Source organism: Streptomyces sp. NPDC049687, assembly GCF_044465285.1.
Taxonomy (GTDB): Bacteria; Actinomycetota; Actinomycetes; order Streptomycetales; family Streptomycetaceae; genus Streptomyces.
Genome location: NZ_JBITLN010000003.1, coordinates 371,656 through 386,757, shown reverse-complemented (window position 1 = coordinate 386,757; position 15,102 = coordinate 371,656). Strand labels below are relative to the sequence as shown.

The 15,102-nt window shown below is 70.7% G+C and carries 10 protein-coding genes; 7 read left to right on the top strand and 3 right to left on the bottom strand.

Annotated features, from left to right (window positions below; genetic code table 11):
* Window positions 1-2: 2 nt before the first annotated feature.
* From ACIBVL_RS11685 to ACIBVL_RS11665, 5 genes are all read left to right on the top strand, one after another.
* Window positions 3-2,048: an RICIN domain-containing protein gene (locus tag ACIBVL_RS11685; RefSeq protein ID WP_399095777.1), complete on the top strand. Its 2,046-nt coding sequence runs from the start codon at window positions 3-5 to the stop codon at window positions 2,046-2,048.
* A 95-nt stretch (window positions 2,049-2,143) separates the two neighbouring features.
* Complete coding sequence (gene araB / locus ACIBVL_RS11680) at window positions 2,144-3,799, top strand: ribulokinase (protein ID WP_399095774.1); 1,656 nt, start codon at window positions 2,144-2,146, stop codon at window positions 3,797-3,799.
* 23 nt (window positions 3,800-3,822) lie between these two features.
* Window positions 3,823-5,340 carry an L-arabinose isomerase gene (araA, locus tag ACIBVL_RS11675; protein WP_399095771.1) on the top strand — a complete coding sequence of 506 codons (1,518 nt, stop codon included), beginning with the start codon at window positions 3,823-3,825 and terminating at the stop codon, window positions 5,338-5,340.
* A 14-nt stretch (window positions 5,341-5,354) separates the two neighbouring features.
* Window positions 5,355-6,080, top strand: a complete 726-nt coding sequence (araD, locus tag ACIBVL_RS11670; protein WP_399095768.1) for an L-ribulose-5-phosphate 4-epimerase AraD — start codon at window positions 5,355-5,357, stop codon at window positions 6,078-6,080.
* 20 nt (window positions 6,081-6,100) lie between these two features.
* Window positions 6,101-6,466 carry a VOC family protein gene (locus ACIBVL_RS11665; protein WP_399095765.1) on the top strand — a complete coding sequence of 122 codons (366 nt, stop codon included), beginning with the start codon at window positions 6,101-6,103 and terminating at the stop codon, window positions 6,464-6,466.
* 316 nt (window positions 6,467-6,782) lie between these two features.
* On the opposite strand, the gene ACIBVL_RS11660 is transcribed toward ACIBVL_RS11665, so the two are convergent.
* The 3 genes from ACIBVL_RS11660 to ACIBVL_RS11650 form a co-directional block, all read right to left on the bottom strand.
* The gene (locus ACIBVL_RS11660; RefSeq protein ID WP_399095762.1) at window positions 6,783-10,211 is read right to left on the bottom strand and encodes a S8 family serine peptidase; all 3,429 of its coding nucleotides are present in this window, start codon (window positions 10,209-10,211) and stop codon (window positions 6,783-6,785) included.
* Between the two features lie 93 nt (window positions 10,212-10,304).
* The gene (locus ACIBVL_RS11655; protein WP_399095759.1) at window positions 10,305-11,162 is read right to left on the bottom strand and encodes a L,D-transpeptidase family protein; all 858 of its coding nucleotides are present in this window, start codon (window positions 11,160-11,162) and stop codon (window positions 10,305-10,307) included.
* An 8-nt stretch (window positions 11,163-11,170) separates the two neighbouring features.
* Window positions 11,171-12,409 (bottom strand): Ig-like domain-containing protein, encoded by a 1,239-nt coding sequence (locus ACIBVL_RS11650; protein ID WP_399095756.1) that lies wholly within the window; start codon window positions 12,407-12,409, stop codon window positions 11,171-11,173.
* Between the two features lie 108 nt (window positions 12,410-12,517).
* Between ACIBVL_RS11650 and ACIBVL_RS11645 the strand changes: the two genes are divergently transcribed.
* Both ACIBVL_RS11645 and ACIBVL_RS11640 read left to right on the top strand, forming a co-directional pair.
* Window positions 12,518-13,213: a response regulator gene (locus tag ACIBVL_RS11645; protein WP_399095752.1), complete on the top strand. Its 696-nt coding sequence runs from the start codon at window positions 12,518-12,520 to the stop codon at window positions 13,211-13,213.
* On the top strand, window positions 13,210-15,039 hold the full coding sequence (locus ACIBVL_RS11640; RefSeq protein ID WP_399095749.1) for a sensor histidine kinase: 1,830 nt from the start codon (window positions 13,210-13,212) through the stop codon (window positions 15,037-15,039). The genes ACIBVL_RS11645 and ACIBVL_RS11640 overlap by 4 nt, the downstream gene beginning before the upstream one ends.
* Window positions 15,040-15,102 lie beyond the last annotated feature (63 nt).

Below are 15,102 nucleotides of genomic sequence, written 5' to 3'. Positions count from 1 at the left end.
CCATGTCCACCACCAGGGAAGGCGCCAGAAACCGCGCCGTACCTCGCACCCAGGCGATCACCCTGCTTCTCGCCCTGCTCGCAGCCGCCGTCGCCCTCGTCCTCCCCACTTCCGGCCAGGCGCACGCGATCTCCCGCGCCTCGCAGACGATGTACACCCCGCCGTCGAACGCCCCGTCGCCCGGCTCGCTCTACCCGCGCGCCATCCGCCTGCAGAACAGCGGATCGTCCAACGGCACCCTGCTCGCCACGTTCGAGCAGTACAGCTCGGGCACCCCCGTCTTCCCGATCTACCGCAGCACGGACAACGGCAACAGCTGGAGCCAGATCTCCAGCATCAGCGACACCCACAACGGCTTCGGCAACCGCTACCAGCCGTTCCTGTACGAACTGCCCACGCAGATCGGCAACTTCCCGGCCGGCACGATCCTCGCCGCCGGCAACTCCATCCCGAACGACCTGTCCTCGACCGAGCTGGACCTGTACGCGAGCACCGACCACGGCGTCAGCTGGTCGTACGTCAGCTCCATCGCCCAGGGCGGCAGGGCCGACGTCACCAACGGCGAGACCCCGGTGTGGGAGCCGTTCCTGATGGTGTCCGGCTCCAAGCTGATCGTGTACTACTCCGACCAGCGTGACCCCAACCACGCCCAGAAGATCGTCCACCAGACCACCACCGACGGCATCACCTGGTCCTCCACCGTGGACGACGTGGCCATGCCGACCTACACCAACCGCCCCGGCATGCCGGTCGTCGCGCAACTGCCCAACGGCAACTACGTGATGACGTACGAGTACGGGGGCGCATCCGAAGCCGACTTCGCGGTCTACTACAAGATCTCCTCCGACCCCGAGGCGTTCGGCTCCGTCACCGGCACCGTCCTGAGGTCCACCGACGGGTACGTGCCCACCAGCGCGCCGTACATCACCTGGCTTCCCACCGGCGGTCCCAACGGCACCCTGGCGGTCAGCGCCCAGAGCACCACCGACCTCTTCCTGAACACGCAGAACGGCGCGTCGAGCGCCTGGACGCGCATCGCCTCCACCGTCCCCCGCGGCTACAGCCGCGGCATGGTACCCCTCGCCGACGGCCACAGCCTGGCAATCTTCAGCGCGGGCGTGGTCAGCAACACCGTGGAGAACCCGGTCACCTACGGAACGATCGACCTGGGCGGCGGCATCTCCGACGGCGCCACCTACACCATGTCCAACGCCAACAGCCACCTGATGCTGACCATCGTGGGCGGCTCCACCACCAACGGAGTCAACGCCACCCAGCAGAACGCCGACAACGCCACCGACCAGCAGTGGAAGTTCGTCCAGCAGACCTCCGGCTACTTCAAGATCTTCAACGTGGCCAGCGGCAAGGTGCTGGGCGTGCAGAACCAGTCCACCGCCAACGGTGCCAAGGTCCTGCAGTGGGACGACAACGGCACCCTCGACCACGAGTGGGCGATCGCCCCGAACCCGGCGGGCGGCTTCACCGCCACCAACCGGATCAGCGGCAAGTACCTGGAGATCCCCAGCGCCTCCACCACGGTCGGCACCGCCGCCGGGCAGTGGTCCGACACCGGCTGCGCCTGCCAGCGCTGGAACCTCACCCAGACCGCCCTGCCGACTCTGTCCACCGGCCAGTACCGGCTGGTCAACAAGAACAGCGGCAAGTTCCTGGAGATCCCCGGCGCCTCCACCGCCACGGGCAAGCAGGCGGGCCAGTGGGTGAACACCGCCAACAACTGCCAGCTGTGGACCTTCCAGTCCCAGAGCGGCGGGGCCTGGACCGTGAAGAACGTCAACAGCGGTCTGTTCCTCGACAACAACGGCTCGACCTCGGCCGGCGCGGCCGTCGTCCAGAACGCCTCCTCCACCGCGAGCTCCCAGAAGTGGACGCTCACGGACGCGGGCGGCGGCTACTACAAGCTCGTCAACTCCGGCAGCGGCCTGGTGGCGGACGTCGCCTCGGCCTCCACCGCCAACGGCGCGCTGATCGTCCAGTCGGCGGACAACGGCGCCGATGACGAACTGTGGCAGGTCGTGCGGGTCAACTGACCCGCCAGGGGGCCCGGTCGTGGCCGGGCCCCCGAACTTCTGTCCAGTATTTCGAACAATGGCTGTCATACCGAACAAGGAAGGTGAGGTCGCCCGTGTCTGAAGAACCCTGTGTCGTGGGCGTCGACTTCGGAACCCTGTCCGGCCGTGCCGTGGTGGTACGGGTCAGCGACGGCGCGGAACTGGCCTCGGCGGAGCACGTCTACGCCCACGCCGTCCTCGACCGGAGCCTGCCCGACGGCACCCGGCTGCCCCCCGACTGGGCCCTTCAGGTGCCCTCGGACTACATCGACGTGCTGCGAGGCGCCGTACCCGAGGCGATGACGCGGGCGGGAGTGCGGCCGGAGCAGGTCATCGGCATCGGCACCGACTTCACCGCCTGCACGGTCCTGCCGGTCCTCGCCGACGGCACACCGCTGTGCGAACTCCCCGGCCTGGAGAACCGCCCGCACGCCTACGTCAAGCTGTGGCGCCACCATGCCGCCCAGGGCCAGGCCGACCGGATCAACAGGCTGGCCGCCGAGATGAAGGAGCCGTGGCTCGAGCGGTACGGCGGAAAGATCTCCTCGGAGTGGGAGTTCGCCAAGGCGCTCCAGGTCCTGGAGGAGGACCCCGAGATCTACCGGCGCACCGAGCGGTGGCTGGAGGCGGCCGACTGGATCGTGTGGCGGCTCTGCGGCACGTACGTCCGCAACGCCTGCACAGCCGGTTACAAGGGCCAGTACCAGGACGGCACTTACCCCTCTCGAGACTATCTCGCCGCCCTGAACACGGACTTCGCCGACTTCGTGACCGACAAGCTGGACCATCCCATCGGGCAACTCGGCGATCCCGCCGGGGTGTTGACGGCCGAGGCGGCCGCCTGGACCGGGCTGCCGGAGGGCATCACGGTCTGTGTCGGCAACGTCGACGCCCACGTGACGGCCCCGGCGGCCGCGGCGGTCGAACCCGGCCGGATGGTCGCCATCATGGGCACCTCCACCTGCCATGTGATGAGCTCCGACCAGCAGGGCGCCGTGCCCGGCATGTGCGGGGTCGTGGACGGCGGCATCCTCCCCGGGCTGTGGGGCTACGAGGCAGGGCAGAGCGGTGTCGGCGACATCTTCGGCTGGTTCGTCCGCACGGGCCTGCCCGCCGAGTACGCGGAGCGTGCCGCCGCGGCCGGCCAGACCCCGCACGAGTACCTGACCGCCCTCGCGGCCGGACAGAAGGTCGGCGAACACGGCCTCCTCGCCCTCGACTGGCACAGCGGCAACCGCTCCGTCCTGGTCGACCACGACCTCAGCGGCCTGCTCATCGGCCAGACGCTCTCCACCCGCCCCGAGGACATCTACCGCGCCCTGCTCGAGTCCACCGCCTTCGGCACCCGCACCATCATCGACGCCTTCGAGTCCGCCGCCGTACCGGTGACGGAACTGATCATCGCGGGCGGCCTGACGAAGAACGCCCTCCTCATGCAGATCTACGCCGATGTCACCCGCCGCCCGCTGAGCATCATCGGCTCGACCCAGGGCCCGGCCCTCGGCGCCGCGATGCACGCCGCAGTCGCCGCCGGGGCGTACCCCGACATCCGTGCCGCGGCCCACGCCATGGGCAAGGTCCACCGCCGGGTCTACCAGCCGGATCCGCAGCGCGCGGAGGCCTACGAGCGCCTCTACTCCGAGTACCGCGTGCTGCACGACTACTTCGGCCGCGGCACCAACGACGTCATGCACCGCCTGCGCCGCATCCGCGCGGAAGCCTCCGCCTGAGCCACTGTGAAAGGAACCCCCTCATGACCACTTCCGAAAGGCCCTACGACAGCCAGGAGATCTGGTTCCTCACCGGAAGCCAGGGCCTGTACGGCGACGACGTGCTGCGCCAGGTCGCCGACCAGTCCAGAAGCATTTCCGAGACCCTCGGCCGCCCCGGGGAAGTCCCGGTCAGGATCGTGTGGAAGCCGGTCCTCACCGACGCCGAGTCGATCCGCCGGATGTGCCAGGAGGCGAGCGCCTCCGACGCCTGCGTCGGCGTGATCGTGTGGATGCACACCTTCTCCCCGGCGAAGATGTGGATCGCCGGACTGAGCGCGCTGGACCGGCCGTTGCTGCATCTGCACACCCAGTACAACCTGTCGCTGCCCTGGCCGAGCATCGACATGGACTTCATGAACCTCAACCAAGCCGCCCACGGCGACCGGGAGTTCGGGCACATCGAGTCCCGCGTCGGCGTCGACCGCAAGATCGTCGCCGGTCACGCGACCGACCCGAGGGTGATCCGGCGCGTCGCCGCCTGGGCCCGCGCCGCCGTCGGCCGCCACGCCTCGCGGACCCTGCGGCTGGCCCGCTTCGGCGACAACATGCGCGACGTCGCCGTGACCGAGGGCGACAAGGTGGAGGCCCAGCTGCGGTTCGGCTTCTCCGTCAACACCTACGCCGTCAACGACCTGGTCGCCGTGGTCGACGACATCGAGGACAAGGCGGCGGCGGTACTCGCCGACGAGTACGTGGAGTCGTACGAGGTCGTCCCGGCCCTGCGCCGCGGCGGCATCCGCCACGACTCGCTGCTGTACGCGGCCCGCCTCGAACTAGGCCTGCGCGCCTTCCTGACGGAGGGCGGCTTCACCGCCTTCACCACCAACTTCGAGGACCTCGGCGGACTGCGCCAGCTGCCGGGCATCGCCGTCCAGCGCCTGATGGCCGACGGCTACGGCTTCGGCGGGGAGGGCGACTGGAAGACCTCCGCGCTGCTGCGCACGATGAAGGTCATGGGCGCCGGATGCCCCGGCGGCACCACCTTCATGGAGGACTACACCTACCACCTCGGCCCCGGCACCCCGCGCGTCCTGGGCGCCCACATGCTGGAGGTCTGCCCCTCCGTGGCCGCCGACCGCCCCCGCTGCGAGATCCACCCCCTGTCCATCGGCGGCCGCGAGGACCCGGTCCGCCTGGTCTTCAACGCCTCCGAGGGGCCCGCCGTGGTCGTCGGCCTCTCCGACCTCGGCGACCGCTTCCGCCTCACGGCCAACGCCGTCGACGTTGTCGCCCCGAGCCAACCCCTGCACCGCCTGCCGGTCGCCCGCGCCGTATGGAAGCCACGTCCGTCCCTGGCGGAATCGGCGGAGAGCTGGCTGCTCGCCGGCGCCCCGCACCACACCGTGCTCAGCTCGGCGGTCGACGTCGAGACCCTGACCGACTACGCCGCCATGACCGGCGTCGAACTGCTCACGATCGACGAGAACACCACCACCGAGCAGTTCGGCAAGGAAATCCGCTGGAACGCCGCCTACCACCGCCTCGCCCAGGCCCTGTGACGAAGGAGACGACGATGACCACAGTTGCCCGGGAGGGCCTGCGCCGAGAGGTACTGGAGGCGAACCTTGCCATCCCCCAGGTCGGCCTGGCCACCCTGACCTGGGGAAACGTCAGCGGGGTCGACCGCGAGGCGGGCGTGTTCGTCATCAAGCCCTCCGGGGTCCCCTACGAGGCCCTGACCATCGACGACCTGGTGACGGTCCGCCTGTCCGACGGCGCGGTGGTCGAGGGCGAGCTGCGCCCCTCCACCGACACCGAGACCCACCGCTGCCTGTACCTGGCGTTCCCGTCCGTCGGCGGCGTGACCCACACCCACTCCACCCACGCCGTCGCCTTCGCCCAGGCCCGCCGCGACATCCCCGTCCTCGGCACCACCCACGCCGACACCTTCAACGGCCCTGTTGCCGTCACCCGTGACCTCACCGAGGAGGAGTGCGCGAAGGACTACGAGTACAACACCGGCCACGTCATCGTGGACCTCCTCGACGGCGACGACCAGCGGGCCGTCGAGGTCCCCGCCGCCCTCGTCGCGGGCCACGGCCCCTTCACCTGGGGCGCCACCGCCCGCAAGTCCCTGGAACACGCGATCATCTGCGAGGCGGTCGCCGACATCGCCCTCCACACCATGTCCCTCTCACCGACGACACCGCCACCCCGTCACCTCCTGGAGCGCCACTACACCCGCAAACACGGCCCCGACGCCTACTACGGCAATCCGACGACCCCGGCGACCCGGTGACGGCGACGCACAGGAGCCGCGTGTACGCCGTACTGATCGACACACCCGAAGCCGAGGCCGCCCGGGCAGCGGACTTCTGGTCGGCGGCTCTCGGTGTGACCGCCCAACCGTTTCCACCGGCACCGCAGTTCACCACGCTCCACCAGGCCCTGCCAGGCCTGATCACCGCGGTCCAGGCGGTCGACGACGCACCCCGTATCCACCTCGACATCGAGACCGACGACGTCGAATCGGAAACCGCGCGCCTGATCGCCCTGGGCGCCGAGCGGATTTCACAGTGGCATGAGTGCTGCGTGCTACGAGTGCCCGGCGGTCATCTGCTGTGCGTCCTACCTGTGGAGAGCGACCCCGAGACCTTCCGGGCACAGGCCCACGTCTGGCCATGACGCATACTCGAGCGGTCTCGGCCGGCCCGTCACCCCCGGGTCGGCCGAGATCGCCGAAGGGATCGTGGAGGGCGCCGGAAAGCTGCGCGCTGTGGCGCTCACCCGCCTGTGGGCGGCGGCCGAGGAGGGCGCCTTCGGAGCCCGGACACCGTCGGCGCGAGGGCGGGCTGCGGGACGGGTTCGGCCGCTCCGACGCGCCGGCGACCGTGGCGGAGGGGGTGGCCTGCGTGGCGCAGGAAGCCGGTGACACGCACTCGCCCGGAGCGGTGGTCGAACACCGCCCCGGGCGAGATCGGTCGCGAGGTCCCGCGTCAGATCACCGGGTGGTGAGGTAGGCGCGCTCGATCGTCTGGACCAGGGTGTTGCCCGAGTCGTCGGTCAGCTCGGCCCGCAGGGAGACGGAGCCGGGCTCGGCCGGGTGCCGCAGCGACAGGTGGGTGCCGCCGACGGCCTTGGCGGACTGCCAGGTGGCGCCTCCGTCGTAGGAGACCTGGAAGGCGAGCTTCGCGGGCTGGCGGCCGGCGGACGCGCCTTCGACGCTGAACGGCACATCGAACCGCTGCCCCGCCTTCGCCGTGCTCGACAGGGTCAGTTCGGGGGAGAAACGGATCACCGACAGCGGCAGCGCGGTCGGCTCGTCCTCGGGGGTCTTGGCGGAGCGGAAGGTCCACTCCGCCCTGACGCGGGTGCTGACCGGCGAGAGGCCCGGATCACGGGAGTTGTCCAGGGTCAGCTTGTACGCGCCGGCCTGGTCGGGAACGGTGAATTCGGTGATGCTGCCGGCCGGCGAGGAGCTGTGGGGGATCTCCTTGCCGTCGACCTGCAGCGAGCTCTCGGCCGAGGTGTATCCGCCGCCGCTGTCGTAGTGCCCGGCGCCGTCGCCGAACAGCGGCAGAAAGGCCGTGATGACATTCCCGGACCGCTCGACACCGGGATTCCCCATCGCCACCGAGCCCCTCGAGTCCGCGGGTGCGCCCAGGGCCGGGCCGAAGACGCCGACGTTGAACCGCTCGGTGTAGCGGTGGCCGGCCCGCCAGGTCCTGGGCGTCCCCTGGAGCATGTACTCGGACGCGCCCTCGGCACTGGACTGCTGCATGGCGAAGGACCACTTGACCCCGTTGCCGAGGATGTAGTCGGTCGTGCGCAGCGGCAGGTTCCCCGTCAGCAGGTCGTAGCGTCCCCACGAGTCCCCATCGGGCATGTAGGGAGTTACAGCCACCTGGACGTCCTTGTCCGCGGCAGGTGCGCCTGCCTGGAAGTCGACCTTGGCGAGCTGGTCCTGCTCCACCTCGGCGGCGAAGCCGCCCAGGTCGCCGCGGCGGTCCCAGGAAAGGTGGTAGGTGACCGGCCTGCCCTCGTCGTCCTGGCTCGTCCAGTCACCGGAGTACTGGGCGAACGCGGCGTCGGCGGGCACCTCGGGGCCGAGGTGCCCGAACCGCATGCCCTGGAACGTCGGGAGCCAGTACCCGCCCGTGTTCTTGGGCATCCCCGCGGCCCGTTCGTAGCGGATCGCGACTGTGGCCTCGGTGTTCCTGGCCGCGGTGTCGGGCACGGTGATGTCCAGCGGCTGTGCCTGCCGGGCGTCGACGGTGACGGTGGTGTCCCGGTCCAGCCGCAGCTTCGGCTGCATCAGTACGGACTGGGTGGAGGACGAGGAGTCGGGGTCGATCACACCGGTGAGGCCGTAGTCGCCCTTGGGCAGCCGTACCGTGAGCTCGCCGTCCTCCTCGTCGGCGTAGGTGGTGTAGAAGTCCCTGTCGAGGCCCTCCACGGTGGTGACGGCGTCGCTGGTCGGCTTGCCGTTCCCGTCGATGTGCTTCAGCGTCAGGGCGAAAGACTCGACCTCGCGCTGTACCCCGACCGCGGTGCGCACCTGGACCTTGTCATCGGCCGAGACGGCGGACACCGAGCCGCCGAACGTGCCGTCGGCGCTGCCGGAACGGGTGTCCGCGGTCACGTCGGCGATGGCCTCGCCGCCCGCCGGGACGGTGAGCCGCTGCGGCGACACGGAGAACATGCCCTCGGCGGCCGGCTTGCCGTCCACCGAGAAGGCGTCGACGGAGAGGTCCAGGGTGACCGGCTCCGTACCGAAATTCTTGTAGGTGAGCTGCTTGGTCACCGGTTCGTCGTCGTTGTGCGGCCACTGCTGCGCGCCGAAGTTGATCGGTCCCTGCTCGGTGACGACGCTCTGCTCCAGCGCCCGGGTCAGGTCGGTGCGGCCGGTGCCCTGCTGGAAGGAGCTGTACGAGCCCGGCTTCGCGGACGCGGTGAGGACGGACTTGATGCGCTCGCCGGTCCAGTCGGGGTGCTGCTGGGCGAGGATCGCCGCGGCGCCCGCCACATGCGGGGTCGCCATGGAGGTGCCGCCGATCGTGATGTAACCGGGTGCCGGGGAGGGTTTCGCGCTTTCCAGGTCGCTGCCGGCGGCCGCGGCGGCCGTGATGTCGACACCGGGCGCGGTCAGGTCGGGCTTGACGCCGCCGTCACCGACGCGCGGGCCACGGCTGGAGAAGTCGCCGAGCTGGTCGGACTTGTCGACGGCGCCGACGGTGAGCGCGGCCTCGGCGCTGCCGGGCGAGCCGACGGTCCCTTCGGACGCGCCCTCGTTGCCGGCCGCGATGACGAAGAGCGTGTCGCTCTCGGCGGAGAGCCGGTTGACCGTCTCCTCCAACGGGTCGATACCGTGGGTGTCCGTGTAGCCGAGGCTGAGGTTGACGACGTCCGCCCCCTGGGCCACCGCCCACTCCATGCCCGCGATGACGGCGGAGTCCGGGCCCCAGCCGCGGTCGTCGAGGACCTTGCCGTTGAGGAGCTTGGCCCCTGGGGCGACGCCCTTGTACTTGCCGCCGGACTTGGCGCCCGTCCCGGCCATGATGGACGCCACATGGGTGCCGTGGCCGAACTTGTCGCCGGGCCCGGACGAGCCGGAGAAGTCCTGCTCCGCGATCACCTGGTTCGCCAGGTCGGGGTGCGTGGTGTCGATGCCGGTGTCGAGCACGGCGACCTTGACGCCGGTGCCGTCGTAGCCGGCGGCCCAGGCCGTGGGCGCGCCGATCTGCGCGACGCTCTTGTCCAGGCTGGCCCGGCGCTTGCCGTCCAGCCACACCTTCTCCACCGCCGTCGAGGTGGTGAAGTCCGCGGTTGTCCGCGCGTTGCCCTGGGCGACGGTGTCGGTGACGGCGTCCCAGAACTCGGCGCCGCGCTTCTTGACGGAACGTATCGCCTTGCCGTTGACGGCGGGCAGAGTACGGCCCATCTTCGCCCCGGCCCCGGTGAACGGGCTCATCGAGGGGGCCGTCTTGCCCTTGAAGGTGACGATCAGCGGCATGTCGCTGCGACCCGCGTCGTCGTAGTCGTCCGCCACCAGCTGGGTCACGTCGAACAGCCGGGAGTCCAGCTTGCCCTGCGCGAGCATCAACTCCGCGTCGCCGGGGACCACATGGGTGTGCCCGTCGACCTCCCGGACGGAGAACGGCATCCGTTCCCGGCCCTTCGCCCGCACCACCCTGGTGACCTTTCCGGCGCCGTCCGTCATGACCCGGTCGCCGGTGACCAGCGTCACCGTCTTCAGTGGACCGGGCCTGCCGGTGCCGCTCGCGCCCCGGGCCGACACCCCGGAACTCCCGTCGGCCGGAGTACCGGCCGAGGCCGCCTGGGCGACCCCGCCCGGGAGGGCGGCCAGCAGCAGGGCCGTGGAGGCCAGCCCCGCCGCCGCGGCCATCGCGCTGTTTCGTCTCGTGACCAACGTCAACTGATGCCTCTTCACAGGCCGTTGAGTCCCTTCTCTTTCGGTTCGTGAGTGCTCGTTCGTGGTGTTGGTGGTTCGTGGTGTTGGCCGTCACCGTGCGAGGGACGTGGCGTCCCCCATCACGATCACCGGGTGCAGTGCCGGGTCGAGCGTGAGCAGCAGCTCCTTCATGTGCTGCCGCGTCAGGCTCACGCAGCCGTGAGTGGGTCCCCCGTGATCGACGTGCAGCCAGATGCCGCCCCCGCGGCCCGCGCCGAGCGGACGGGTCCAGTCGAGCGGGGGGGTGCCCAGACGGCGGTTGTAGTCGATCGCGACCACGTAGTCGAAGGAGCCGGCGAGCGGCTCGCCCTCGAATCCGGTGCCACCGATGGTGAAGCCACCGGACCGGTCGTAGGGCAGCTTCGTGCCCGGGTCGGAGAGCAGTCCGCCCGCGTCGCTGAGGGTGAACACACCGATGGGCGAGCGCAGGTCACCCGCGTGATGGTCGTCGGTCCAGCCCCGGAGCGCGTTGTGGGCGGCCCAGGTCTGCCCGGCGGCCCAGCCGCCGCCGGTGCGCCGGTACACCACCACCTCCGACTGCGGGGAGTCCTTGTCCTTCCCGGTGACGACGACGACCTGCCCGGCCTTGGCGGGGATCCCGGCGAGAGTCTTCGGGCCGAGGCCCGGCAGGTCGGACGGTGCGGAAGGGCTCGGGTCCGCGGCTTTGCCGTCCGGGCTCCTTTCGCCGGCCGCGTTCGGCCGCGGCTCGGAGCGAGCCGTGCTGGACGTCACCGGCCGGGTGTCCTGTCTGCCGGAGGCGGCCGAGAGGGCGTCCTCCGCCGTCCCGGCGCCGGGGCCGCCGCACCCGGCCAGGGTGAGGGCCACGGCCAGGACCGCGGCGGGAACCGGCAGACGGGAGCCCACGGAGGAGAAGAGATGCCTCACCGGATGCTTCACCAGGAGCTTCATCGGGAGCCTCACCGCGCGGACCCCGCCGTCCACTCGCTCCACGGCATGTTCCAGCCGTTGAGTCCGTTGTCGGGAGCGATCACCTTGTCGTCGGAGTTCTTCACCACGACCACGTCGCCGATGAGGGATTTGTCGTAGAACCAGGCGGCGTCCTGCGCGGAGTCGCCGCCGCCCTTGGTGTCGTTGAGCCCCACACAGCCGTGGCTGATATTGGACCGGCCGAAGACGGAGTCGACCCCCCAGTAGTTGCCGTGGATGAAGGTGCCCGACGTGGACAGCCGCATGGCGTGCGGGACGTCGGGGATGTCGTACTGGCCGGCGTAACCGACCGTGGCGCCGTTCATCCGCGTCGAGATCAGCTTCTCGCTGATGACCATCTGCCCGTTCCAGGTGGGCGACGAGGCGGCGCCCGCGGTGATCGGTATGTTCCGCACGGTGGTGCCGTCCCGGACGACCTTCATGGTGTGCGCGGCGGCGTCCACGGTGGACACCTGACTGCGCCCGACCTCGAACCGGAGAGTCCGGTCCTGTTCGCCGTACGCGCCGGCGGCCCCCTTCACTCCGGCGAGGCGGATCCTGACGGTGACCGTGGAGTGGGGCTTCCAGTACTCCCGGGGACGGAAGTCGAGGCGCTGCCCGCCAAACCAGTGGCCCACGACGGTCTGTCCGCTGTCGGCGCTCACCTCGATGGCGGACTCGACGGCCTTCTTGTCGGTGATCAGTCTGTTGAAGCTGAACGAAACCGGCATGCCCACGCCCACCGTGGAGCCGTTCTCCGGGGTGTACGTGCCGGTCAACCGGTCGCCCTCGGCAAGGGTCGTGAACGTCACGGTCCTGCTCACCCGGTGGCCGTCGGCGTCGGTGGCCGCCGCGGTCAGCCGGTAGGCCGTCCCGTGCTTCAGGTCGCCCGAGGGGGCCCAGCTCTTCCTGTCCGGGGACCGTTCGCCCGGCACCGCCCGGCCGTCCGCGGTGGACAGGGACACCTCGCTGATCGTGCCCTCTTCGACCGTGACCCGGCCGCCGGTGGTGACCGGGACGTGTTCCTGTCCGTCGGTGGCGTGCAGTTCCAGCCGGGGCCCCTTCGCCGCCCGGGCGGCCTGCACCGGTGTCTTCGCGGGGTCCCCGGCGGGGTTCTCGGCGTCCGACGACCCGGGGCCGCAGCCGGCCAGCAGGCACAGCGAGGCGGACAGCAACGCCAGGGCGGACCGGGCCGAGCCGGTGCGATGTGTGGATTCTCCGTCGTGCATGGGGTCAGCGTGGAGCGCGGACATCAGGAAGCTGTCAGGGTGTGGGAAGAACCGCACGAGGGCCGTTCACCCCGCTGACGCCGCCTCAGCACACATAAGGTCACCGGCGTGTGCGCACATATTCTGATCGCGGAGGACGACGGCATGCAGGCCGAGCTCATCCGCCGGCTCCTCGTCAAGGAAGGCCACAGGGCCGTCGTCGTCTCCGACGGACGGGCCGCACTCGACGAGGCCCGCAACCACCCGCCCGACCTGGTGATCCTCGATGTGATGCTGCCGGGCCTCGACGGTTTCGGCGTCTGCCGCGTGCTGCGCCGGGACGCGGACATACCGGTGCTGATGCTCACGGCCCGCTCCGCCGAGGACGACCTGCTGCTCGGCCTCGACCTCGGCGCGGACGACTACATGACGAAGCCGTACAGTCCGCGGGAGCTGCTGGCACGCATCCGCATCGTGCTGCGCCGCACCCTGCGTCCCGTCGAGGAATCCCCCGTGCTGCGGGTCGGGGGTGTCACCGTCGACCCGGTACGGCACGAGGTCACCTGTGACGGCGCGGCGGTCGGCTGCACCCCGGGTGAGTTCGCCATCCTGACCGCCATGGCCGCCGAGCCCGAACGGGTCTTCTCGCGCCGTCAGTTGCTGGAACACACCCGCGGCCACGACCGGGCGTCCACCGAGCGCGCCATCGACATGCACATCATGAACCTGCGCAAGAAGATCGAGGCCGACCCGCGCGCCCCCGCACGGCTGCTGACGGTGTTCGGGGTCGGCTACAAACTCGTCGACGGCGAGGGTCCCTCGTGACCGGCCCGGACGGCGGGACGCCCGCTCCCCGCATCCCCTGGCACAGGAGCCTGCTGGTACGGCTGCTGCTCACCTCCGTGGCGATCGCGGTGCTGTCCGTGGGCGCCACCGCCTGGCTCGCCGTGCAGCTCACCACCCGGGCCATCCAGGAGGAACGAGGTCAGGTGCTCTCCGACGACTCCGACATCCTGCGCCGGCTCAGCGGCTATGCCGCGGCCCACGCCGAGTGGGACGGCGTCGCCTCCACCGTGCGCACGCTCTCGCGCACCCTGGACCGGCGCATCGCCCTGACCACCGCGGGCGGACGGCTCATCGCCGACTCCGCCGCATCCGGCACCGCGCTGCCCGACCGTGCCTCGGCCGCCGTCGACCCGCTGCGTACGGACACCTACACCGAGCCCGGCGCCCAGCTCGCCGGCATCGACCCGCGGGCGGTGGGGCCGTTTCGGCTGTCCCGTGCCGAGGTGGAGCAGGTGCGCAAGGTGGCGGAGCAGCGTGTGGTGTGCCTGACCCAGTACGGCAACGGCGGCCGCACCAGACAGATGCCCAGCGGCCGTACGGTGGTCATCGCCGACGACGGCTCGGAGTCCGGGCTGTCGCGGTGCGCCGACGTGGCCGACAACGCGGCGACGGACACCGAGCGCCAGGGGCTGGCAGCCCTCGCGAAGCTGCTGGCCGGCTGCCTCCCCGGCGACTGGAAGCTGCTGGCCACGCAAGACCCGTATCTGCGGGAACTGTTCGCCGACGACGTCGTTCCCGGCATATCCGACAGGCTGATCGGCAACCAGCAGGTGCAGAACTGTGTCGACTCGGCGCGCCGCACCCAGCTCGACCCCTACGTCGCCCCACCGGCGACCCTCTACCTCGGCGCCCGCGACCAACAGCGGTCGGGCTTCGACCTCTCACCCGCCAACCAGAGCAAGATCATCGGAGTCAGCGGTCTCGTGCTGGCCGTCACGATCGCACTGACCGCCCTCGTCGCCGTCCGTCTCGTCCGCCCCCTGCGCGCCCTGACCGCCGCCGCCCGCCGGCCGCCCGAGCACCACGCACGGGTCGCCGTCACCACCAAGGACGAGACGGGCTTCCTGGCCGCCGCCTTCAACGACCTGACCGCGCGCCGGGAACGGATGGAGGCCCAGCGCAAGGCCATGGTCAGCGACATCGCCCATGAGCTGCGCACCCCGCTGACCAATATCCGAGGATGGCTCGAGGTCACCCGCGACGGACTGCTCGACCCCGACCCCGGCCTCATCGCCTCCCTGCACGACGAGGCGCTGCAACTGCAGCACATCATCGACGACCTGCGCGACCTCGCCGCGGGCGACGCCGGCACCCTGAGGCTGCACCGGGAACCGCTGGCCGCGGACGAGTTGATCGGCCAGGTCGCCGCCGCCCATCGCAGCCGCGCCGAAGCCGCGGACGTACACCTGCGGGCGGATGCCGACCCCGGGCTCTGGATGGACGCCGACCCGGTGCGCATGCGACAGGTCCTCGGCAACCTCGTCTCCAACGCGCTGCGGCACACTCCCGCGCGGGGCACGGTCACCCTCAGCGCCCGGCAGACGGCGGACGAGGCCGTCCTGACCGTGCGCGACACCGGGGACGGTATCGCCCCCGAAGACCTGCCCCATGTCTTCGAACGGTTCTGGCGCGCCGAGAAGTCCCGCAGCAGACGCTCCGGGGGCAGCGGTCTCGGCCTGTCCATCGTGCGCCAGTTCGTCGTGGCACACGACGGAACCGTCACCGCCGACAGCACCCCCGGCAGCGGAGCGGTCTTCACCGTCCGGCTGCCCCGTGTGCCGGGGCCGGAGGAACCTCACCCATGAGAGGTCGTCAAGCTCTCCCCTCCTCGCCGACGGTGAGTTGCGCCACGCGTCACAGCGGCGCAC